This window comes from Rhodoplanes azumiensis, from assembly GCF_042682915.1.
Lineage (GTDB): Bacteria > Pseudomonadota > Alphaproteobacteria > Rhizobiales > Xanthobacteraceae > Rhodoplanes > Rhodoplanes azumiensis.
The window spans coordinates 1-21,386 of the sequence record NZ_JBHUIW010000001.1; the positions used below are offsets into that span (position 1 = coordinate 1).

At 70.4% G+C, this 21,386-nt stretch carries 17 protein-coding genes, 1 tRNA gene and 1 pseudogene; 9 read left to right on the forward strand and 10 right to left on the reverse strand.

From position 1 onward, the window contains the following. Positions 1-165: 165 nt before the first annotated feature. The 6 genes and pseudogenes from ACFSOX_RS00005 to ACFSOX_RS00030 all read right to left on the reverse strand — a co-directional run bounded on the left by ACFSOX_RS00005 (position 166) and on the right by ACFSOX_RS00030 (position 8,037). Entirely contained in the window at positions 166-1,542 is a 1,377-nt protein-coding gene (locus tag ACFSOX_RS00005) for an esterase-like activity of phytase family protein (protein ID WP_378475745.1), read from the reverse strand. A 184-nt stretch (positions 1,543-1,726) separates the two neighbouring features. Beyond that, positions 1,727-3,178 carry an aldehyde dehydrogenase gene (locus tag ACFSOX_RS00010; protein ID WP_378476086.1) on the reverse strand — a complete coding sequence of 484 codons (1,452 nt, stop codon included), beginning with the start codon at positions 3,176-3,178 and terminating at the stop codon, positions 1,727-1,729. 285 nt (positions 3,179-3,463) lie between these two features. Further along, positions 3,464-3,940: pseudogene (locus ACFSOX_RS00015) on the reverse strand (ABC transporter ATP-binding protein); the annotation flags it as partial. Continuing rightward, on the reverse strand, positions 3,927-5,759 hold the full coding sequence (locus tag ACFSOX_RS00020; protein ID WP_378475746.1) for a branched-chain amino acid ABC transporter ATP-binding protein/permease: 1,833 nt from the start codon (positions 5,757-5,759) through the stop codon (positions 3,927-3,929). The gene ACFSOX_RS00020 and the pseudogene ACFSOX_RS00015, both read right to left, overlap by 14 nt. Beyond that, on the reverse strand, positions 5,756-6,631 hold the full coding sequence (locus tag ACFSOX_RS00025; protein ID WP_378475747.1) for a branched-chain amino acid ABC transporter permease: 876 nt from the start codon (positions 6,629-6,631) through the stop codon (positions 5,756-5,758). The genes ACFSOX_RS00020 and ACFSOX_RS00025 overlap by 4 nt, the downstream gene beginning before the upstream one ends. 191 nt (positions 6,632-6,822) lie before the next feature. Then, entirely contained in the window at positions 6,823-8,037 is a 1,215-nt protein-coding gene (locus tag ACFSOX_RS00030; RefSeq protein ID WP_378475748.1) for an amino acid ABC transporter substrate-binding protein, read from the reverse strand. 383 nt (positions 8,038-8,420) lie between these two features. On the opposite strand from ACFSOX_RS00030, the gene ACFSOX_RS00035 reads away from it, so the two are divergent. Further along, entirely contained in the window at positions 8,421-9,371 is a 951-nt protein-coding gene (locus tag ACFSOX_RS00035; RefSeq protein WP_378475749.1) for a helix-turn-helix domain-containing protein, read from the forward strand. Between the two features lie 25 nt (positions 9,372-9,396). On the opposite strand, the gene ACFSOX_RS00040 is transcribed toward ACFSOX_RS00035, so the two are convergent. Next, positions 9,397-10,323, reverse strand: coding sequence for a LysR family transcriptional regulator (locus tag ACFSOX_RS00040; RefSeq protein WP_378475750.1), 927 nt, complete (start codon positions 10,321-10,323; stop codon positions 9,397-9,399). Between the two features lie 121 nt (positions 10,324-10,444). Here ACFSOX_RS00040 and ACFSOX_RS00045 point away from each other — a divergent pair, with 121 nt between their 5' ends. The 7 genes from ACFSOX_RS00045 to ACFSOX_RS00075 all read left to right on the forward strand — a co-directional run bounded on the left by ACFSOX_RS00045 (position 10,445) and on the right by ACFSOX_RS00075 (position 18,793). Beyond that, the gene (locus tag ACFSOX_RS00045; RefSeq protein ID WP_378475751.1) at positions 10,445-11,959 is read left to right on the forward strand and encodes a form I ribulose bisphosphate carboxylase large subunit; all 1,515 of its coding nucleotides are present in this window, start codon (positions 10,445-10,447) and stop codon (positions 11,957-11,959) included. A gap of 186 nt (positions 11,960-12,145) precedes the next feature. Beyond that, positions 12,146-12,535, forward strand: a complete 390-nt coding sequence (locus ACFSOX_RS00050) for a ribulose bisphosphate carboxylase small subunit (protein WP_378475752.1) — start codon at positions 12,146-12,148, stop codon at positions 12,533-12,535. Between the two features lie 141 nt (positions 12,536-12,676). Beyond that, on the forward strand, positions 12,677-13,612 hold the full coding sequence (gene cbbX / locus ACFSOX_RS00055) for a CbbX protein (RefSeq protein WP_378475753.1): 936 nt from the start codon (positions 12,677-12,679) through the stop codon (positions 13,610-13,612). Positions 13,613-13,706: 94 nt separating this feature from the next. Then, positions 13,707-14,750: a class 1 fructose-bisphosphatase gene (locus tag ACFSOX_RS00060; RefSeq protein ID WP_378475754.1), complete on the forward strand. Its 1,044-nt coding sequence runs from the start codon at positions 13,707-13,709 to the stop codon at positions 14,748-14,750. 168 nt (positions 14,751-14,918) lie between these two features. Continuing rightward, entirely contained in the window at positions 14,919-15,797 is an 879-nt protein-coding gene (locus ACFSOX_RS00065) for a phosphoribulokinase (RefSeq protein WP_378475755.1), read from the forward strand. A 247-nt stretch (positions 15,798-16,044) separates the two neighbouring features. Further along, on the forward strand, positions 16,045-17,985 hold the full coding sequence (tkt, locus tag ACFSOX_RS00070; protein WP_378476087.1) for a transketolase: 1,941 nt from the start codon (positions 16,045-16,047) through the stop codon (positions 17,983-17,985). Positions 17,986-18,115: 130 nt separating this feature from the next. Next, the gene (locus ACFSOX_RS00075) at positions 18,116-18,793 is read left to right on the forward strand and encodes an HAD family hydrolase (RefSeq protein ID WP_378475756.1); all 678 of its coding nucleotides are present in this window, start codon (positions 18,116-18,118) and stop codon (positions 18,791-18,793) included. Positions 18,794-18,968: 175 nt separating this feature from the next. Here the strand turns inward: ACFSOX_RS00075 and ACFSOX_RS00080 are convergent, their stop codons facing one another. From ACFSOX_RS00080 to ACFSOX_RS00090, 3 genes are all read right to left on the reverse strand, one after another. Continuing rightward, the gene (locus tag ACFSOX_RS00080) at positions 18,969-19,889 is read right to left on the reverse strand and encodes a lipase family protein (protein WP_378475757.1); all 921 of its coding nucleotides are present in this window, start codon (positions 19,887-19,889) and stop codon (positions 18,969-18,971) included. A 142-nt stretch (positions 19,890-20,031) separates the two neighbouring features. Further along, positions 20,032-20,105 (reverse strand) — tRNA-Gln (locus ACFSOX_RS00085). A 351-nt stretch (positions 20,106-20,456) separates the two neighbouring features. After that, a complete protein-coding gene (locus tag ACFSOX_RS00090) occupies positions 20,457-20,873 on the reverse strand; it encodes a globin family protein (protein ID WP_378475758.1) in 417 nt (138 codons plus the stop codon). 250 nt (positions 20,874-21,123) lie between these two features. Between ACFSOX_RS00090 and ACFSOX_RS00095 the strand changes: the two genes are divergently transcribed. After that, entirely contained in the window at positions 21,124-21,378 is a 255-nt protein-coding gene (locus ACFSOX_RS00095) for a hypothetical protein (RefSeq protein WP_378475759.1), read from the forward strand. The last annotated feature ends 8 nt before the right edge of the window (positions 21,379-21,386 follow it).

Genomic DNA, 21,386 nt, shown 5'->3' on the forward strand with positions numbered 1-21,386 from the left:
ATCCCGAATACTGCGCCCAGATCCTCGGACATCGGACGCGTTAACCTGGATTCGGAGCCCTGTCGAGGGGCCGCGGGCGTGGCACGCGGTGGACGTCCGAGGCTTCGCCGCGAAGGAGACGTGGCCGGGAGGAGCCCGGCCACCAGGTTGCGAGCGCTGCCGGGCTCACTTCGCTTTCAGGAGCTCCTCGACCTTCAGCAGCACGAACTCGTTGTCGTCCGCCTGGTTCGGCTCGCGGCTCGACGAGAACGGCAGGTTGTTGTCGTTGCCGACCACGATGTGGGTCTCGTCGACCCGGTCGACGTTCTCGATGGTGAAGAACGGGAAGGTCAGGACGCCGCCGGTGAGGGGCTTCCTCGCCTTCTTGTCGGGATCCTGGATCTTCATCAGGTCGATGTAGCCGATCTTGCGCACCGGCTTGCCGACGGTCGCGTCCGAAAGCTCGATCTTGTAGACGCGCTTGAACTGCGCCGGCTTCGCGAAGCAGCTCTCCGTCGCCGCGCCCGTGGCGCCGGCCGGACACGCCTTGTCGGCCGTGCCCTCGAAGTCGTCGCGCTCGATGACCAGGCCGGTCGCGCCGTCGATCATGTTGAAGTCGCCGATGGCGTTGCCGTTCTGCTCGAACGGGTAGAACCAGAACCGGCCCGTGAACTTCTCCGCCGCGACGTCGAACTCGAGGATCCGGGAGGCGGCGCGGCCGTCGAGATTTTCGAAGTCCTTCTTGTCGGCGTCCCACAGCGCGCCTTCCAGGAGGCCGTAGATGAACCTGCCGTCCTGCGACGCGGCGAAGCCTTCATAACCCTTGGAGCGCCGGGCGTTGAAGGCGCCGGTCTGGTTCGGCGCGCCGGGAGAGGTGACGGCGTAATGGTCGGGCGATCGCACCGGCTTGCCGTCCGCCATCGTCTCGTACACGCCGAGCACCTTGCCGGTCTTGTCGGCCTTGATCAGGTAGGGTCCGAACTCGTCGCCGATCCAGATCACGTCGCCGATCGGCTGGAAGCCCTCGGGATCGAAGTCGGCGCCGGTGAGGTAGCGCTTCGGCGTGCCCTCGTGGACGATGCGGAACGGTACTTTCTTGTCGGGGTCGTGCAGGAACACGGTCTCCAGCCGCTCGAACCGGCCGGCCGCCCAGTCGATCTTGTAGCGGTTGAAGAACAGCATCGCGTCCGGCGAGTTCGCCTTGCCGCCGAAACCGTTGTCGGTGAGCACCAGGACCGTGCCGTCGGGCATCACCTTGACGCCCGAGTTGCCCTGCACGGGCTGGCCGTCGAACGGCAGGGCGAGGCCGGTCGGGCGGCCGTTCGACTTGCCCGGCACGCTGCCGATCGTCTCGACGCGCTTGCCGGTCACGAACTTGCCGGAGATCGTCAGGTCGGCGGGTGCATCGGCCGGCGCGGGAACGAAGGTTCTGGCCGGGAGCACGGCATGGCCGGCCAACACGGCCGGATATTCCTGCTGCGCCGAGGCCGGGGCGGCGAGCGCCAGCGCGAGGGCGGCGGCGAGGGGCAGGGCGCGGGGCGTGCGGGCGGTCGTGGGGGTCATGGAGACTCCTCGATGGATGTCTCCGTCGGTTTTCGACCGCGCCCGCAACGCCGGCTTGACGTGGCGATGACGGCACCATGACGGTGCCGGCGGCATCCGGTCGCCCACGGCCTCGCCGCCGCGCACCGTTCTTCCCTCTCCCCGTGCGGCGGGGAGAGGGCAGGCTGGCGTGACGTGGTGCTGATCAGAACGGATAGTGTCGCGGCGTCGTCGCCACCGTGATCCAGCGCAGCTCGGTGAACTCGGCGATCGCGGCGCGGCCACCGAAGCGGCCGTAGCCCGAGGCCTTCACGCCGCCGAACGGCATCTGCGCCTCGTCGTGCACGGTCGGGCCGTTGATGTGGCAGATGCCGGACTCGATCCGCCGCGCCACCGCCATGGCGCGCGGGATGTCGCGCCCGAACACCGCGGCCGCGAGTCCGTACTCGGTGTCGTTCGCCACCCGCACGGCCTCGTCGACGCTGCCGACCCGCACGACGGCGACCACCGGGCCGAACGACTCCTCGGTGTAGAGCCGCATCGCCGGGGTGACGCGATCGATCACGGTGGCGTTCATGATGGTGCCGTCGATCTTGCCGCCGGCGAGCAGCTCGGCGCCCTTCGCCACCGCGTCCTGGACGAGCCCGCCGACCCGCTCGGCCGCCTCGCGGCCGACCAGCGAGCCGAGCACGACCGCGCCCTTGCGCGGGTCGCCGGCCGGCAGCGAGGCGGCCTTGGCGGCGAGCTTCTGCACGAAGGCGTCGGCGACCTCCTCCATCACCACGATGCGCTCGGTCGCCATGCAGATCTGGCCCTGGTTGGCGAACGCCCCGAAGGCGGCGCCGGCGACCGCCGCATCGAGATCGGCGTCGTCGAGCACGATGCAGGGCGCCTTGCCGCCGAGCTCCAGCAGCACCGGCTTGAGATGCTTCGCGGCGATCTCGGCGACGATGCGGCCGACCCTCGTCGAGCCGGTGAAGTTGACGCGGCGCACGGCCGGATGCGCGATCAGCGCCTCGACCACGGCCGGCGCGTCCTCGGGCGCGTTGGTGACGACGTTGAGGACGCCCGCCGGCAGGCCGGCGTCGTGCAGCGCCTCGCCGATCAGCCGGTGCGTCGCCGGGCAGATCTCGGAGGCCTTCAGCACCACGGTGTTGCCGCAGGCGAGCGGCATGGCGAGCGCCCGCACGCCGAGGATGACCGGCGCGTTCCACGGCGCGATGCCGAGCACCACGCCGACCGGCTGGCGGTGCCCGAAGGCGACGAGGCCGGGCACGTCGGAGGGGATCACCTCGCCGGCGATCTGGGTCGTCATCGCGGCGGCCTCGCGCAGCATGCCGGCGGCGAGATGCACGTTGAAATGTGCCCACGGCGCCGCGGCGCCGATCTCGGCCGTCATCGCTTCGGCGAAGTCCTCGGCGCGCGCCTCCAGCTTGTCGGCGGCGAGGTTGAGGATGGCGCGGCGGGCGTTCGGCCCCGTCTCGGACCACGCCGGGAAGGCCGCCGCGGCGGCGTCGGCGGCGGCGTTCGCGTCGGCGACCGTCGCGGCGGGAGCGCGGCTCGCCACCTCGCCGGTGATCGGGTTCAGGCGCTCGAAGGTGCGGCCGGCGGTGGCGGACGTGTCCTTGTCGTTGACCATCATGGTGACGTCGAGCATCGATGACCTCGTCGGCTGGGGGGTGTTGCCCTCGGGGGCGGACGTAGCAGGTGCTGGCAGTCCGAGATAGGCGCGGCGGACGGCCGGGTTCTCGCGCAGGTCGCGAGCGGGTCCGGCGAGCGTGACCCGGCCGGTCTCGACCACGTAGCCACGGTCGGCGATGGCGAGACTCGCGGTGGCGTTCTGCTCGACGAGCAAGATGCCGATGCCGTCGGCCTTGATGCGGGTGAGCGCCGCGAACAGCTCGCGGCAGACCCGCGGCGACAGGCCGAGCGACGGCTCGTCGAGCAGCAGGAGCCTCGGCGCCGACATCAGGGCGCGGCCGATGGCGAGCATCTGTTGCTCGCCGCCCGACATGGTGCGGGCGGTCTGGCCCATCCGCTCCGAGAGCCGCGGGAAGAGGGCGAGGATGCGGTCGAGATTGGCCTTCTCGGCGGCGCGGGCACGCGCCGGATAGGCGCCGAGCTGCAGGTTCTCCCGCACGGTCAGCTCGCCGAAGATGCCGCGTCCCTCGGGCACCAGCGCGATTCCCGCCTCGACGATGTCGTGCGCCGGTTTGCCGGTCAGCGCCTCGCCGTCGAGCACGATGCTGGCGCCCGGGTGCGGCGTGAGCAGCCCACCGACGGTCTTCAACAGCGTCGACTTGCCGGCCCCGTTGGCGCCGAGCACGACGACGATCTCGGCCGCGCCGGCCGTCAGTGCGACGGCGTCGAGCGCGCGATGGCGGCCGTAGGACACCGAGAGATCCTCAATCCTCAGCATCGGCGCCTCCGAGATAGGCCCGCACCACCGCGGGGTCGGCCAGCACCTCGGCCGTCGTGCCGTCGGCGATCTTCTTGCCGGTGTTCATCACGACGCAACGGTCGCAGAGCGAGCGGATCGCGTCCATCACGTGCTCGACCATCACGATGGTGAGGCCGTCGCGCTTCAGCGAGGCGATCAGCGCGATGCCCTCCTGCAGCTCGGTCGGATTGAGGCCGGCCAGCCATTCGTCGAGCAGCAGGAGCTTCGGATCGAGCGCCAGCGCGCGGGCGAGCTCGAGCCGCTTGCTGTCGATGTAGGTGAGGTTGCCGGCCGGTTCGGCGTCGCGGCCGTCGAGGCCGACACGACCGAGCAGGGCGGTCGCCTGATGGCGCGCCTCGTCGCCCCACAGCGGCTGCTCGCGGAAGGCGATCGCCGCCGTCACGTTGTCGGCGCAGGAGAGGTCGCCGAGGACGCGCACGAGCTGGAACGTGCGGGCGACGCCGCGATGGACGATGCGGTCGGGCTTGAGCCCTGTGATGGCGTCGCCGTCCAGCCGGATCTCGCCGCCTAGAGGCGGGAGCGCGCCGGAGATCAGGTTGAGGGCCGTGGTCTTGCCGGAGCCGTTCGGCCCGATCAGCCCGACGATGCTGCCGCGCGCCACCGCGAAGCTCAAGCCGTCGACGGCCCGCACGCCGCCGAAGGACTTGCTCAGATCTTCGATCACGAGGAGGGGCTCGCCGCTCACGCCGAGGCGGGTGTCACCTCTCCCCGCACGCGGGGAGAGGTCGACATTCGCGCGCTCAGCGCGGATGTCGGGTGAGGGGGCCTCTCGTGGATACGGAGGCGCCCCCTCACCCGTCTCGCCGCTTTGCGGCGAGCCACCCTCTCCCCGCGTGCGGGGAGAGGGTGAACCGGCGCCGTGCTCCATCGACGTGGCGCGCCCCACCAGCCCCGCCACGCCCTTCGGCAGCCCGTACACCACGACGACGAACACCAGCCCGAGCAGGATGGAGAAGTGGTTCGGAAAATGCGCACCGATCAGGTCGAACAGGAGCACCAGCGGGACGGCGCCGAGCAGCGGGCCGTAGAGCACCCCGGCGCCGCCGAGCAGCGCCATCACGACGACCTGGAAGGAGATCAGCGGATTGAACGCGATCGCCGGGTCGATATAGGTCCAGCGCGGCGCCATCACGGCGCCCGTCACGGTGATGAACATCGACGAGACGGCGAACAGCATCAGCTTCGCGCGCGTCGTGTCGATGCCGCAGTGGCGCGCCACCGTCTCGTCCTCGCCGATCACTCTCAGGGCGAGCCCGAGCCGCGAGCGGCCGATCAGCCAGCCGACCAGGAAGACCGCGACGGCGAGCCCGAAGAGCTGCCAGAAGAGGCCGGCCTGGGTCACGTCGAGGAAGACGTAGCGGCCGACCGAGCGGCCGATGTTCACCTCGTACCAGGTGACCAGCTGGCGGATCAGCTCGGCGAGCCCGAAGCTGAACACGACGAAATAGATGCCGCTGAGGCGCAGGGTCGAGAGACCGACCACCAGGGCGACGACGAGCCCGATCGCGGCGGCGACCACCAGCACGACGGGCCAGGGCAGGGCGTCGCCCAGCACGGCCACCGTGTACGCGCCGATGCCGAAGAACGCGACGGTGGCGAGCGAGACGTAGCCGGTCGGCCCGGAGAACAGCGCCCAGGCGGTGGCGAGCACGATGTAGCTCGTGACCGCGACGGCGAGCGCGACGTGATAGTCGGAGCCGAAGATCGCCACCAGTGCGAGCGCGGCGAGCGTGCCGCCGACCAGCACGGCCGGACCGTAGGAGAGCGGCCGGCTCATCGGGCGGCCTTCCCGAACAGGCCGGTCGGCCGCACCAGCAGCACGGCGAGGAAGAGCGCGTAGTTCGCCGCGAGCGTCAGGCCGGGATCGACGAGGCGGGCGACCGCCGTCTCGATCAGGCCGAGCAACAGCCCGGCCGCGAGCGCACCGAGAAGGTTGCCGACCCCGCCCATGATCACGACGATCAGCGCCTTCATGGTGAAGAGCACGCCCATCGCGGCGTTGAAGGTGAGGAACATCGACACCAGCACGCCGCCGGCCGCGCACAGCGCGCCGCCGGCCGCGAAGGCGAGCGCGGCGATCCTGTCCACGTCGATGGCGACGAGGCGCGCCGCGGTCGGATCCACGGCGACGGCGCGGATCGCCGTGCCGGTGCGGGTGCGGGTCAGCAGCAGATAGAGGCCGATCGCGAGCACGGCGGCGAAGCCGAGCGCGACCAGCCGGTTCACCGCCACGGTCGCGCCGAAGAGCGACACCGGCGTCGAGAGGAACGCGTAGCCGTAATACTGGCCGCCGAAGATCACGAAGGCGACGCCCTGCAGCACGAAGAGGAGCCCGAAGGTGGCGAGGATCGAGTCGGTCTCCAGTGCGGCGCGGCTCTTGGCGCGGCGCACCAGCGGCACCAGCATCACCCGGTAGACGAGCCAGTTCGCCGCGAAGGCGAGCGGCAGAACGACGAGGAGGCCGAGAAGCGGCACGATCGCGGCGCCGGTGAACAGCACATAGGCGAGGAACGCGGCCGCCACCATCACCTCCCCGTAGGCGAGGTTGAGGATGCGGGCGACGCCGTATTGCAGCGTCAACCCCATGGCGACGAGCGCGTACATGCCGCCGAGGATCAGGCCCGACAGGACGATGTCGACGAGGAGCAAAGGGACAGTCTTCCGCTTGTTCGCACAAAACCTCGACCGTCATCCTGAGGCGCCCGGCGAAGCCTGGCCTCGAAGGATGCGGCCACGACGCCGTGGCCGTCGCCCTTCGAGGGCCGCGCCCATGGCGCGGCCGCCTCAGGGTGACGGAGCAGGGCTCGCCGCTGCGCGGCGCTCCGGAACGACCAGGAACGCTACGGCCCCCAGGCCGGCTTGGGCACGATCGCCGCGCGGGCGCCGTCCTTCTTCGTCGGCGCGATGCCGTAGAACTCGCCGTTCTGCCACTGGCCGACGGCCCAGACGTCCTTCAAGAGGCCGCCGTCGAGCTTCACCTTGCCGATGATGGTGTCGAAGGAGCCGTTCTGCAGCTCCTTGATCACCGCGGCCCGGTCGAGGCCGACGCGCTCGATCGCCTGCTGCAGGGCCTGCAGGCTCGCGAAGGTGATCGGGTTCGCCCAGCGGTCCGGCTCGCGGCCGACGCCGGCCTTGTGGCGCTCCAGATAGTCCTTCAACAGGGCCGAGTCCGCGTTCCAGCCGCCGATGCCCATCACCCCGTCGGCATTGCCGCCGAAGCGCTGCTTGAACAGCGGGAACGCCGTGCCCACCCCGGTGAAGAACACCTTGGGATTGAAGCTCAGCACCTTCGCGGCATCGGTGACGGCGAGCGTGTCGGGCGGATAGCTGAACGAGACGAACACGTCCGGGCTCGTCGCCATGGCGTCCTTCAGCATCGGCTGCATGTCCTGCGTGCCGGCCGGATAGGACTTGTCGTAGGCGAGCTTGAAGCCGGCCTTGGCGAAGGCGTCGCGGGCCGCCGTGGACAGCTCGATGCCGAACTGGTCGGAGACCGCGATCATCGCGACCGTCGGGCCGATCTTGCCCTGGTCGCGCAGGCTCTTCAGCAGCGCCACCATCTCGACCGAGATGTCGGCGGGCAGGCCGAGCCAGAACGAGGCGTTGGGCCAGCGCTTGGCGAGCTCGGGCGCCCGGTTGGTGTTGGTCGTCACCGCCAGATGCGGGTAGCCGAGCCGGGCGAGGATCGGCCCGACCGCGAGGTTCTGGCCGGTGCCCCACGGCGGCAAGATGAAGTCGACCTTGTCCTGGGCGGCGAGCCGCTCGATCGCCTTGATGGCCTCCTCGGAGTTCGAGCGGTCGTCGTACTCGATCACCTCGATCGGCACGCGCTTGTCGCCGATCTTCAGGCCGCCGGCGGCGTTCACCTCCTTCACCCAGAGCTGGTAGACGGGCAGGGTCGTGATGCTGGCGCCGCCCGTGAACGGGCCGGTCTTCGAGATCGCGTAGCCGATCTTGACCTTGTCGGGCGTGCCGGGTGCGGCCTGCGCGAAGGCCTCGGCGCCGAGTGCAAGCAGTCCGAGCGCGGCGGCGAGCGCCGCAGACACACGTCGCATGGTCTCCTCCCTTCGTGGCGGCCCGACTGACGCGGGCCTGTGACGAGCGACGGCGGGGGCCGCCGCTCGCATCCGACGAGACGGGGGGACATCCAGGGCTCATGCGCGCGGCGGATGGCGCCGCGCGGGTCCGAACGACCCTCGGCGGCCCGGCGGGCCGACACAGCCCCGCTGCGGCGCGGCGCGGGCCGGTCGTGCCTGCGGCCGGGCGGCCGCCTCCCTGGATGTCCCATTCCCGCCCGGCGCCGCGTTGTTGTGCGGGGGTGCAGCGTCCGGTGAGGCGAAGTTGACCCGAATGCGCGTCCGGGATGAATATCTTTTTCTGGTCCTTTATTGACGATTATTCGGCGTCCTGGGCGCCCGAACATCGGAATTGGCACATAATGGGAGAGAAGTGGGTCGAGTCCGGCTCCTCCGGCGTGCATGGCCCGTCGCTTCTGGCGGGCTCGGTGGCGGCCCGCAAGGTCGCCCTGCAGGCGATCCGTCCGGCCCTGACGGGGCGGGACTGGACGCTCGCGCACGGCGCCGCCGGGCGCCTCTCCCACGCCATCCTGGTGACGTCCGGGCAGGGGCATCTGGTCGGTCCGGAGCCGCCGCTCGAGGTGTCCGGCCCGGCCCTGGTGTGGGTGCCGCCGCGCGCCGCAGAGCGGCTCCACCTCGAGGCCGGGGCGAGCGGGTGGCTGCTCGCCATCGCCGACGATCTGCTCGCCGCGACGATCAGCGGCAACGTCGAGTCGGCCGTGCTGGCGACGATCGCAGCGCGGCTGCTTGCCGTGCCGGTCGGCACGCCCGAGGCGCTCGCCGACCTCGCCCATGCGTTCGCGGCGATCGAGCGCGAGCTCGCGGCCGCGACGCGCGGCGCCTGGACGGCCGTCACGGCGCATGTCGCGCTGGTGATGGTCGGGCTGTGGCGGGCCTCGGGGATCGAGGCGGCGGCCGGGCGCTCGGGCGGTCCGGCCGCGTCGATCCTCCAGCGCTTCCGTCATCTCGTCGAGCTGCATTTCCGTGAGCACTGGCGCATCCCGCGCTACGCCGAGGCGCTCGCCGTGTCGCCCGACCGGCTGCACGCGATCTGCTTGCGCGAGCTCGGCCGCGCGCCGCTCGCGCTGGTGCACGACAGGCTGGCTCGCGAGGCGATGCTGCTGCTGGAGCGCTCGATGCTGACGGTCGAGCAGGTGTCGGCCCATCTCGGCTTCAAGGATCCGGCCCACTTCAACCGCTTCTTCAAGGCCCATGCCGGGCTGCCGCCGGGCGCCTTCCGGCGCGAGACGGCGCGCGCCGCGGCGCGCCGCACCCCGCCGCCGTCGCGCCACTCCTATGCCGACTGGCCGTGAACGCGCCGGGCCGCGCGCGTGCGCGTCACCGCCCCTTGGCTTTCGGCACCGCCGGCAGGAACGCGCCGCCTTCCTTCGCGAGGAACGACCTCAGCGCCTGGGCCGCGGGGAGCAGGCGGCGCGACTCCAGGCGCACCACGAACCAGGCGCGTTCGAGCGGCAGGCCCTCGACGGCGAGAACCTTGAGGCGGCCGTCGGCGAGCTCGGCCGCGATCGTGTGGGCCGAGATGAAGGCGAGGCCGAGACCCGCCATCACGGCCTGCTTGATCGTCTCGTTGGAGCCGATCTCCATGCCGATCGCGGGGGTGAGGCCGGCTTTCGTGAAGAAGCTCTCCATCAGGGTGCGGGTGCCGGAGCCGGGCTCGCGCACCAGGAAGGTCTCGCCGGCCAGCATCTGCGGGGCGAGGCGCCGCCGCTTCGCCAGCGGATGGTCGGGCGGCGCGACGACGACGTGCGGATGCGCGCCGATGCGGTCGCTCTCGATCGCGAGGCCTTCGGGCGGGCGCCCCATGACGCAGACGTCGAGCAGCCCGGTCTCGAACTGGGCGACGATGTCGCGCCGGTTGCCGACCACGAGCTGCAGCTCGACCTTCGGGTGCTTCTTCGCGAAGGCCGCCAGCATGCGCGGCGCGAAATACTTGGCGGTCGAGACGACGCCGACCGTCACGCGCCCGGCGTCGAGCGATTTGAGCGAGGCGAGCGCCTCGCGGCACTCCCCGAGCGCCGCCTCGACCTTGCGGGCGGCGAGCAGCAGCTCCTGGCCGGCCGCCGTGGGCGTGAGGCCGCGGCCGTCGCGGTCGAACAGCGGCAGGCCGATCTCCTCCTCGAGCTGGCGCATCTGCATGGTCACGGCCGGCGGCGTGACGTGGTTCGCTTCCGCCGCCGCGGCGAAGCTGCCGAGCGCGGCGGCGCTGTCGATCAGGCGGAGCTGCTTGAGCGTGATGTTGCGCATGGGGCGGTCCGTCGGCGCGCCGGTTAAGTCCGGCTGAACGCAAGCTTCAGAACATTAAAATTTACTGACGCATTCGGAAATTGCAATGTCCGTCGCGAGGACAGCCGAGGAGCCCTATTCGATGACCAGCGTCACGTCGCTCGCCCCCACCGCCCCGCAGGGCGCCGCGCCCCAGGGCAGTGCGCCGCAAGGCGCCATCACGGACGCCAAGAAGCGCTACGCCGCGGGCGTGCTGAAATACGCGCAGATGGGCTACTGGGACGGCGACTACGAGCCGAAGGACACGGATCTGCTCGCGGTGTTCCGTATCACCCCGCAGGAGGGCGTCGATCCGATCGAGGCGGCCGCGGCGGTCGCCGGCGAGAGCTCCACGGCGACCTGGACGGTGGTGTGGACCGACCGGCTCACCGCCTGCGACAGCTATCGCGGCAAGGCCTACAAGGTCGAGCCGGTGCCGGGCCAGCCGGGCCAGTATTTCGTCTACATCGCCTACGACCTGATCCTGTTCGAGGAAGGCTCGATCGCCAACCTCACCGCCTCGATCATCGGCAACGTGTTCTCGTTCAAGCCGCTGAAGGCGGCGCGGCTGGAGGACATGCGGCTGCCGGTCGCCTATGTGAAGACGTTCAAGGGGCCGCCGACCGGCATCGTGGTCGAGCGCGAGCGGCTGAACTGTTTCGGCCGTCCGCTGCTCGGCGCCACCATCAAGCCGAAGCTCGGCCTGTCGGGCAAGAACTACGGCCGCGTCGTCTACGAGGCGCTGCGCGGCGGCCTCGATTTCACCAAGGACGACGAGAACATCAACTCGCAGCCCTTCATGCACTGGCGCGACCGCTTCCTCTACTGCATGGAGGGCGTCAACCAAGCGACGGCGCGCACCGGCGAGGTGAAGGGTCACTATCTCAACGTCACGGCCGGCACCATGGAGGAGATGTACCGGCGCGCCGAGTTCGCCAAGCAGCTCGGCTCCGTGATCGTGATGGTCGATCTGGTGATCGGCTGGACCGCGATCCAGTCGATGGCCGAGTGGGCGCGCGCCAACGACATGATCCTGCACATGCATCGCGCCGGCCACGGCACCTACACGCGGCAGAAGAGCCACGGCGTGTCGTTCCGGGTGATCGCCAAGTGGCTGCGCCTCGCCGGCGTCGACCACCTGCACGCCGGCACGGCGGTCGGCAAGCTGGAGGGCGACCCGATGACCGTGCAGGGCTACTACAACATCTGCCGCGAGCGCACGAACGCCGTCGATCTGCCGCGCGGGCTGTTCTTCGAGCAGGACTGGGCCGACATCCGCCGCGTCATGCCGGTCGCCTCGGGCGGCATCCATGCGGGGCAGATGCACCAGCTCATCAACCTGTTCGGCGACGACGTGGTGCTGCAGTTCGGCGGCGGCACGATCGGCCACCCGATGGGCATCGAGGCGGGCGCCATCGCCAACCGCGTCGCCCTGGAGGCCATGGTGCTGGCCCGCAACGAAGGCCGCGACATCATGGCGGACGGCCCGGAGATCCTGCAGGCCGCCGCGAAGTGGTGCAAGCCGCTGGAGGCGGCCCTGCACACCTGGGGCTCGGTGACGTTCGACTACACCTCGACCGACACCTCGGACTTCGTGCCCACCGCCTCGGTGGCGTGACGGGGGCTCGCCCCCGGCCCCCGGACCTTTCCCGCCCTCACCCTGAGGAGCGCCGAAGGCGCGTCTCGAAGGGCGAGGGCGGCCCCGACCGGAGCCTGTGGCCTCATGGTTCGAGGCTCGCCTTCGGCGAGCACCTCACCATGAGGGGAGATTCAGAATTCGTCGCATCGCGACCAGGAGCAGATCATGCCGAAGATCACGCAAGGGGCGTTCTCGTTCCTTCCCGACCTCACCGACCCGCAGATCGCCGCGCAGATCGAGTACGCGCTGGAGCAGGGCTGGGCCGTCAGCCTCGAGTTCACCGACGACCCGCATCCCCGCAACACCTATTGGGACATGTGGGGCATCCCGATGTTCGACCTGAAGGACGCCGCCGGCGTGATGGGCGAGCTGAAGGCTTGCCGCGAGGCCCATCCGGACTGCTACATCCGCCTGTCGGCCTTCGACTCGACCCGCGGCTGGGAGACGGTGCGGCTCGCCTTCATGGTCCACCGGCCGAAGGTCGAGGCCCGGTTCCGCCTGGAGCGCACCGAGGGTCCGGGCCGGGTGCAGCACTATTCGGTGGTGCGGGCCTGAGCCACGCTGGTCATTCCGGGGCGTCGCGGAGCGACGACCCTGGATTCCAGACGCGGGGGACGGAGCTTGTCGCCGGAGTCCGGGTGCGCGCCGGCGGCGCGCCGCGGAACGAGCAGGCGGGTGCGTGAGCGGGAGACGGTCATGACCATCGGCACGATCGGGACGGGGCAGGCGGTGCCGGTCGCCGCCGGCACGGCGGGGGAAAACCCGGCCGACACCCGCGTCGATCTCAAGGCGCTCTGTCACGAGACCCAGATCGACGCGGTCTTGGCCGAGCTCGACGCCGCGTTGATCGGCCTGAAGCCGGTGAAGCGGCGCATCCGCGAGATCGCCGCCTATCTGCTGGTCGACAAGGCGCGCCGCACGCTCGGGCTCACGGCGACGCCGCCGACCCTGCACATGGCGTTCACGGGCAATCCCGGCACCGGCAAGACGACGGTGGCGCTGCGCATGGCGAGCATCCTGCATCGCCTCGGCTATGTGCGGAAAGGCCACCTCGTCTCGGTGACGCGCGACGATCTGGTCGGCCAATATATCGGCCACACGGCGCCGAAGACCAAGGAAGTGCTCAAGCGCGCCATGGGCGGCGTCCTGTTCATCGACGAGGCCTATTATCTCTACCGACCCGAGAACGAGAAGGACTACGGCCAGGAGGCGATCGAGATCCTGCTCCAGGTGATGGAGAACCAGCGCGAGGATCTGGTGGTGATCCTGGCCGGCTACGGCGACCGCATGGAGACGTTCTTCTCGGCGAACCCGGGCTTCCGCTCGCGCATCACGCATCACATCGATTTTCCGGACTACGACGACGCCGAGCTGGTCGCCATCACCGAGACGCTCGCGGCCGCGGAGGGCTATCGCTTCGACGAGGCGGGGCGGGCGGCGCTGGTCGACTACGTCACGGCACGGCGAAAGAAGCCGTCGTTCGCGAACGCGCGCTCGATGCGCAACGCCTTCGACCGGGCGCGGCTGCGCCAGGCGATGCGGCTGTTCGACCAGGACGCGCCGGTCGACCAGGAGGCGCTGCGCACCATCACGGCGGCGGACATCCGTGCCAGCCGGGTTTTTTCGGACTGACATTTCGGCCGGCACCGCGACTATGGTGGCCGGCACAGAGGCAAGAGCGACGGACAGAGGCGGCAGGCAAAAGACGGCGGGACGGGGAAGCACCATGGCGGACACACTCGACGGATATCTGGCACGCTGGGCCGGCACCGACCCGACCCGTGACGCGGTGCGCAAGGTGCTGGTGGCGATCGCCGGCGCGACGGCGACCATCTCGGCCATCGTCGCCGACGGCCCGCTCGCCGGCGAGCTCTCGGCGACGCTCGGCAAGGGCGCGGACGGCTACGACGAGCAGAAGGAGCTCGACGTGCGCGCCGACGCCCTGCTGTTCGAGGCCCTGAAGGGGGCGCCGGTCGCCGCCTATGCGTCCGAGGAGGCCGAACTGCCGGTCGCCGTCAACGCGGGCGCGCCGCTGCTGGTCGCCGTCGATCCGCTCGACGGCTCCTCCAACATCGACACCGACGTGACCATCGGCACCATCTTCTCGGTGCTGCCGGTTCCCGACGACATCGACCCGGTGTCCGAGGCGGCGTTCTTCCAGAAGGGGCGTGATCAGCTCGCGGCCGGCTACACGGTCTATGGGCCGCACACCGCGCTGGTGCTCAGCGTCGGCGAGGGGACGGCCCACTTCGTGCTCGATCGCACGTCCGGCACCTATCGGCTGATCAGCGAGCGGGTGACGATTCCGGCGAGCGCGAAAGAGTTCGCCATCAACATGTCGAACCACCGCCACTGGGACGACCGGCTGCGCCTCTACATCGACGATCTCCTGCAGGGCAAGGACGGCCCGCGCGAGGCCGACTACAACATGCGCTGGATCGCCTCGATGGTGGCGGAGGCGCATCGCATCATCATCCGGGGCGGCATCTATCTGTATCCGGCCGACACCCGCGCCGGCTACACGCAGGGCCGCCTGCGCCTGATCTACGAGGCGTTCCCGATCGCGCTCCTGATGGAGCAGTCGGGCGCCGCGGCGACCGACGGCCGCACGCCCATCCTCGACCTCGTGCCGGAGAAGCTGCATCAGCGTGTCCCGCTGATCTTCGGCTCGCGCGAGAAGGTGGAGCGGGTGTCGAACTATCTCACGGCACCCGGCGAGATCGCGGAGCGCTCGCCGCTGTTCTCCAAGCGGGGCCTGCTCACGGCATGAGATGATGCTTTCCGAGAATTGATTCGAACCATTTCCCGGTCATTCCGGGGCGCCGCACGGCGGCGAACCCGGAATCCAGCCGAACTCTCCGTCGTCGCCGCTGGATTCCGAGTTCGCACCTGCGGTGCGCCCGGAATGACGGCAGACTGAACTTCCGGGTCGAGAACAATGTCCGTCAAGCATCCGATCATCTCGGTCACCGGCTCCTCGGGAGCGGGCACCACCACGGTGAAGCACACCTTCGACCAGATCTTCCGCCGCGAGGGCATCACGGCGGTGTCGATCGAGGGCGACGCCTTCCATCGCTACGACCGCGCCGCCATGAAGGCCGAGATCGCACGGCGCGCCGCCGAAGGCGATCAGACCTTCAGCCATTTCAACATCGAGGCCAACGAGCTCGAGGAGCTCGAGCGAGTGTTTCGCGACTACGGACTCACCGGCAAGGGGCGCACGCGGCACTACGTCCACGACGACAAGGAGGCCGAGTGCTACGGCGTGCCGCCCGGCACCTTCACGGACTGGGCGCCGTTCGAGGAGAAGTCGGATCTCCTGTTCTACGAGGGCTTGCACGGGGCGGTCGCGACCGACACGATCAACATCGCCCAGTATGCCGACCTCAAGATCGGCGTCGTGCCGGTGATCAATCTCGAATGGATCCAGAAGATTCATCGCGATCGCGCGGCGCGCGGCTACTCGACCGAGGCCGTCACCGACACGATCCTGCGCCGCATGCACGCCTACGTGCACGTGATCTGCCCGCAGTTCACCGAGACCGACATCAACTTCCAGCGGGTGCCCACCGTCGACACGTCGAATCCGCTGGTCGCCCGCTGGATCCCGACGCCGGACGAGTCGATGGTGGTGATCCGCTTCAAGAACCCGCGCGGCATCGACTTCGCCTATCTGCGCACCATGATCGACGGCAGCTTCATGAGCCGCGCCAACTCGATCGTGATTCCGGGTGGCAAGCTCGACCTCGCCATGCAGCTCATCCTCACGCCGATGATCCTCAAGCTCGTCGAGCGCAAGCGCCGCGCGCTGGCGTGATGTCCCGACTCGTCATGGCCGGGCTCGTCCCGGCCATTCACGAAGCCAAAGCGCGGCGGGCAAGACCGTGGATGGCCGCGACAGGCCCGGCCGTGACGGCCGAGAGGCCGGCATTCCGAAATCGAGAGACAAAGACCGGGGAGACACCACCATGACCATGCCGGCGACGATCGAGCGGCAAGACACCGAAGGCGCGGCGCAGCAGGGGCTCACCTGGCCCGTCACGGCGGCGCTGCGAGCGCTCGCCATGGACGCGGTCGAGCAGGCGAAGTCCGGTCATCCGGGCGCGCCCATGGGCATGGCCGAGGTCGCCGCGGTGCTGTGGCGCGGCGTGATGCGGCACGATCCGGCCGATCCGCGCTGGCCGGATCGCGACCGCTTCGTGCTGTCGAACGGTCACGCTTCGATGCTGCTCTACGGGCTCCTGCATCTCACCGGCTACGACCTGCCGATCGGCGAGCTCGAGCGCTTTCGCCAGCTCCATTCGAAGACGCCGGGCCATCCCGAATACGGCATGACGCCGGGCGTCGAGACGACGACGGGGCCGTTGGGGCAGGGCCTCACCAACGCGGTCGGCATGGCGCTCGCCGAGAAGACGCTCGCGGCGCAGTTCAACCGGCCGGGCCACAGCATCGTCGATCACCGCACCTTCGTGTTTCTCGGCGACGGCTGCCTGATGGAGGGCATCAGCCACGAGGCCGCCTCGCTGGCCGGCCGGCTGGGCCTCGGCAAGCTGATCGCCGTGTGGGACGACAACGGTATCTCGATCGACGGCAAGGTCACCGAGTGGTTCGCCGACGACACGCCGGCGCGGTTCCGCGCCTATGGCTGGCACGTGATCGAAGGCGTCGACGGCCATGATCCCGACGCCATCGCGCGGGCCTACGCCCAGGCGATCGCCGAGACCGCCAAGCCGACCCTCATCTGTGCCCGCACCGTCATCGGCCACGGCGCGCCGACCAAGGAAGGCCATCAGGACACCCACGGTGCGCCGCTCGGCGCCGAGGAGATCGCCCGCGCCCGCGCCGCCATGGGCTGGGCCCATCCCCCCTTCCACGTCCCGGCCGAGGTGTATGCGGCATGGGATTGCCGCGCCCGTGGCGCCGCGTTGTCGGCCGAGTGGCGGGCGCGCTTCTCGGCCTATGCGGCCGCGCATCCCGACCTCGCCGCCGAGTTCGAGCGGCGCCTCGCCGGTGACCTGCCGGCCGGCTTCGCCGAGGCGGCCGCCGCGGCGCTTGCGGCCGAGACGGCGGCCGGCGCGGTCGCGACCCGAAAGGCCGGGCAGATCGCGCTGACCGAGTTCGCCAAGGCGCTGCCCGAGCTTCTGGGGGGCTCGGCCGACCTCGCGCATTCCAACCTGACGTTCCACCCGAAGAGCGTGCCGGTGACGCGCGATCCGGCCGGCAACCAGATCCTGTTCGGGGTGCGCGAGTTCGGCATGGCGGCGATCGCCAACGGCATCGCCCTGCACGGCGGCTTCATTCCGTATGTCGCGACCTTCCTGGTGTTCTCCGACTACGCCCGCAACGCGGTGCGCATGTCCGCCCTGATGGGGCTGCGGGTGATCTACGTGTTCACCCACGACTCGATCTCGGTCGGCGAGGACGGCCCGACCCATCAGCCGATCGAGCACGTCGAGAGCCTGCGGCTGATCCCGGGCCTCGACGTCTGGCGCCCGGCCGACGCCGCCGAGACGGCGGTCGCCTGGCGCGCCGCGCTCGCCCGCCGGGACGGGCCGTCGGCCCTGATCCTCACCCGCCAGGCCCTGCCGCCGCAGACGTCCGCCCATCTCGACACGCTCGCCGCGGCCGGTGCCCGCGTGCTGGTCGAGGCGCCGCAAGCCGCCGCGACCGTGGTCGCCACCGGCTCCGAGGTGCGGCTCGCCGTCGACGCGGCGGCGCTGCTCGGCGAAGCCGGGATCGCCGTGCGGGTGGTCTCGATGCCCTGCGTCGAGCGGTTCGAGGCGCTGTCCGACGCGGCGCGCGCCGCCCTGGTGCCGGCCGATGCGCCGGTCGTCGTCGTCGAGGCGGGCGCGACGCGTGGTTGGCGCGGCCTCGCCGGCCGCAAGGGCGCCGTGATCGGCCTCGATCGCTTCGGCGAGTCGGCGCCCGAGCGCGATCTCCTGCCCCGCTTCGGCTTCACCAAGGAGGCCGTCGCCGGCACGGTGCGCGCCGTGCTGGCGGGGTGAAGGTCGCTCCGCGGACTTGGCGGCGGCGCCGCCATCCCGCCGTCACCAAATCATTGCAAGAGGGGCCGCCGGGCCGACGCTCGGCGGCCTTTTCGTCATTCCAGTTCCTTCGCGCACCGGAGACCCCCGCATGGAGCGTCGCCAGACGGCCTTTCTGTTCGATCTCGACGGCACCCTCGTCGACAGCGTCTATCAGCACGTGCTCGCCTGGCACGAGGCGCTGGAGCACGAGGGCATCCGGCTCTCGGTGTGGCGCATCCACCGGCGGATCGGCATGAGCGGCGGCCTCCTGACCAACATGCTGCTGCGCGAGACCGGGACGGCGCTCGATCCCGAGCGCAGCGAGCGCCTGCAGCGGCTGCACGCGGAGAGCTACGGCCGCCGCTCGCGGGAGATCCGGCCGCTGCCCGGTGCCAAGGAACTGCTGGCCTATCTGACCGAGGCCGGCATTCCGTGGACGATCGCCACCTCGGGTCGCATGGAGACGGCGCGGCCGACCCTCGACACGCTCGGTGTCGATCCCGAAAGAATCCCGGTCGTCACCCGTGATCAGGTGCGCTTCGCCAAGCCCGATCCCGACCTGTTCCTCGCCGCGGCGGAGCGGGTCGGCGTCGCCATCGAGGATTCCTATGTGGTCGGCGACAGCGTGTGGGACATGCTGGCGGCACGCCGCGCCCGCGCGCTCGGCATCGGCGTCCTGTCGGGCGGCTACGGCGAGGCCGAACTGGAGCGGGCCGGGGCCTTCCGGGTCTACGAGGATCCGCTGGCCCTCCTGACCCATATCGACGAGGTCGGCGGCCGCCGCTAGGGGACATAGCGGCGGCCGCCCCGGGGGCGGACCGCGTGGGAGATCCGCGCCCGAGCCGGGCCTCGACGCCCGCGGTGGTGGCGTGAGAGCGTCGTCACGGAGCGCCCGTCCGACAGGTTCTACGGGGACGCGGGAGACTTCCTTCGCGGAGGGTGACGTCCGGCGAATCGCGCTTTCAGGACGCGGCCGGTTGCGGCTCCAGCGCCTGCCAGTAGCGGTCGGGCAGGTGGTCGCCGAGCGCCGGCGCCAGGAGGCGCGACGCCTGGCCCTTCAGGTCCGACCTGATCTGCGGATCGAGCGACAGCGACACCAGGCGGCGCACGCCCTCGCGCAGTGCGCTCTGCAGGCCGGACACGAGCTGCGGGTCGTCGCAGGGCGGCGGTTTCAGGAGCGACCGGTCGAACCGGGTGTGCCGCGCACAGGAAAGGCAGCAGCCGACATGGTGGAAGCCGAGGCTGCTCGGCGGCACGGCCGGCACCAGATCCTCGCCGTGCACGAGGCGGAAGGTGCGCGCGCCCAGCACCGCGTCGTAGTCGCGCGCGAAGGCCGCGGTGCCCACCCGCGGCATGCCGAACGTGTAGACCTCGGGCAGCAGCACGTGTTCGATGACGGCCTGCTGGGCGGCCAGCACGGCGAGCGCCCCGCCGAGACTGTGCCCGGTGATCAGCAACCGATGCGACGGGTCGTGATCGGCGACGAGGGCGGTGACGTCGCTCCAGGCCGCGGCGAGCGCCGCCGCGAAGCCGCCGTGCAGGCCGTCGTCGTTGACGAAGAACAGGAGATCGGTGAGCCAGTTCGCCAGCACCAACGGATCCGTGCCGGCGAAGGCCAGGATGGTGGTGCCGGGTCGGCGCAGCACGATCCCGCGGGTCTGCGGCATCGGCAGCGCGGCGCCGGTCGGCGGGCTGAAGGCGGCGAGCGCGACCCGCCATCGCGCCGCGACGGCGTCGAGCTTTTCCGGCTCGTCCTCGTAGGCGAGCTGCGACGCCCAGGCGGCGGCCCGCGCGGTGCCGAGGTCGAAGCCCTCGTGCGGCGCGAGGCCGTCGAGCGCGTCGGCCGGATAGAATTCGAGAGGCAGGCGGACCAGAAACGTCATCGCGCCACCGCCGCACGCGCGACGGGAATCGTCGGACCCGTGATCCGCGACTATGACCACGCCCCGCCACGCCGGCCAAGAGCCCGGCGGCGCCATTCTGTCGGTCTCCGATGAGGTGGTTCTCCGAGGAGATCGGTCCGAGTGGCTGGGGGACTAGGATTCGAACCTAGACTAACGGAGTCAGAGTCCGCTGTTCTACCATTAAACTATCCCCCAACGCGGCAGCCGGTCGTTCGACGTCGTCCGTGGAGAATCACCTGGGACGGGTCAGGGCGGTGCCGTGTCGACCGCGGCGCGGCGAGCGCGGCGCGGTGCCGCTCATATAATCGGGATGACGGCGGCGGTCCACCCCTTGTTCGTGGCGCCGGCGGATGCCGGATTTTCCGCTGGATCATGGCGACTGCGTGATGCGGGCGGCGGCAGCGCGGCGCGAATCGACCGGCATTCGCGCCCGCCGACGCGGGCGCTGGAGGGCGCTGAAGTCGGTCGACCGCTCGGTGGGGCCGGCGTCGGTTGCGCGGGCTCTCGGCCGTGCGAGAGCGCCGTGGCGGCGCGCCGGGCCGTCGGTCAGGCGTAGGCGCTGGCGATCATGTGGCCCGTGACGGCGCCGTAGGCCTTCCTCCAAGCGGCGGCGATCTCGGGCGTCCAGTGCGATCCGAGGCACTGGGCCATGCTCCACAGCAGCGCCTCGCCGACCACCGGGTAATGGTCCGGCGCGACGCCGTACTCGACGTGCTGGCGGGCGAGAGTCTCGGCCGCCGGCATCAGTACGGAGGCGTTCTCCAGGCTGCCGACGATCACGGCCAGCGTGCCGAGGAACTTCTGCTTCTGCTCGGAGAGGTCACCCTTGAACAGCGGCCTCACGTCGGGCGCCGTCTCGAACAGGCGGGCATAGAAGAGGTCGGAGAGGCGCTGTGACTCCGACCACACCCGATCGAAGGAATGGCGGACACACTCGATGTCGGCGGCGGACAACCGGTCCATGGGCTAGCTCGCATCATCCGGAGCGGCGCCACGCCCGATCGGGGCATGGCTGGCGTCTGATGGGAAATATCGTAGCTTTATGTACGGCAGGATACCACCGTCATGTTGCGCTGCGGCGCAACTGGGGGTCCATTGACTGGATTATTATAACGTAACATATTTCCTCGAAATCGATCGGTCCACCGGGCCGTTCGGGCGCGGAGAGGGGCACCCCGCGCCGATCCGATCTCTCGGAACGCGGAAGATTTCGATGAGCGTCTTCGACGACGACAGGACTGCCCCGTCCGGCCCGCCGCGGTTCGGCGATGCCCAGGCGCTTCTCGGCGACGCGATCGCCGACGCCCAGAGCGACGGGATCACGATCGAGACGGTCGTCTCGGTGCTGCTGTGCGAGGCGTTGTCCCGGATGGTGTCGGTCGGCGGCCAGCGTTGGGCGGCCGACATGCTGGAGCGCATCGCCGTCGATCTGCGCAGCGCCCGCGCGTCGGGCGAGCCGCTGCAGTGAGCTCGCGG

Bases quoted from the DNA above. Each gene is read 5' to 3' on its own strand.
- ACFSOX_RS00045 (WP_378475751.1), top strand. From the start codon at position 10,445: ATGACCAGCGTCACGTCGCTCGCCCCCACCGCCCCGCAGGGCGCCGCG.
- ACFSOX_RS00010 (WP_378476086.1), bottom strand. From the start codon at position 3,178: ATGCTCGACGTCACCATGATGGTCAACGACAAGGACACGTCCGCCACC.
- ACFSOX_RS00035 (WP_378475749.1), top strand. From the start codon at position 8,421: ATGGGAGAGAAGTGGGTCGAGTCCGGCTCCTCCGGCGTGCATGGCCCG.
- ACFSOX_RS00060 (WP_378475754.1), top strand. From the start codon at position 13,707: ATGGCGGACACACTCGACGGATATCTGGCACGCTGGGCCGGCACCGAC.
- ACFSOX_RS00020 (WP_378475746.1), bottom strand. From the start codon at position 5,759: ATGAGCCGGCCGCTCTCCTACGGTCCGGCCGTGCTGGTCGGCGGCACG.
- ACFSOX_RS00050 (WP_378475752.1), top strand. From the start codon at position 12,146: ATGCCGAAGATCACGCAAGGGGCGTTCTCGTTCCTTCCCGACCTCACC.
- ACFSOX_RS00030 (WP_378475748.1), bottom strand. From the start codon at position 8,037: ATGCGACGTGTGTCTGCGGCGCTCGCCGCCGCGCTCGGACTGCTTGCA.
- ACFSOX_RS00080 (WP_378475757.1), bottom strand. From the start codon at position 19,889: ATGACGTTTCTGGTCCGCCTGCCTCTCGAATTCTATCCGGCCGACGCG.
- ACFSOX_RS00005 (WP_378475745.1), bottom strand. From the start codon at position 1,542: ATGACCCCCACGACCGCCCGCACGCCCCGCGCCCTGCCCCTCGCCGCC.
- ACFSOX_RS00065 (WP_378475755.1), top strand. From the start codon at position 14,919: ATGTCCGTCAAGCATCCGATCATCTCGGTCACCGGCTCCTCGGGAGCG.
- ACFSOX_RS00090 (WP_378475758.1), bottom strand. From the start codon at position 20,873: ATGGACCGGTTGTCCGCCGCCGACATCGAGTGTGTCCGCCATTCCTTC.
- ACFSOX_RS00075 (WP_378475756.1), top strand. From the start codon at position 18,116: ATGGAGCGTCGCCAGACGGCCTTTCTGTTCGATCTCGACGGCACCCTC.
- ACFSOX_RS00040 (WP_378475750.1), bottom strand. From the start codon at position 10,323: ATGCGCAACATCACGCTCAAGCAGCTCCGCCTGATCGACAGCGCCGCC.
- cbbX (WP_378475753.1), top strand. From the start codon at position 12,677: ATGACCATCGGCACGATCGGGACGGGGCAGGCGGTGCCGGTCGCCGCC.
- tkt (WP_378476087.1), top strand. From the start codon at position 16,045: ATGGACGCGGTCGAGCAGGCGAAGTCCGGTCATCCGGGCGCGCCCATG.
- ACFSOX_RS00095 (WP_378475759.1), top strand. From the start codon at position 21,124: ATGAGCGTCTTCGACGACGACAGGACTGCCCCGTCCGGCCCGCCGCGG.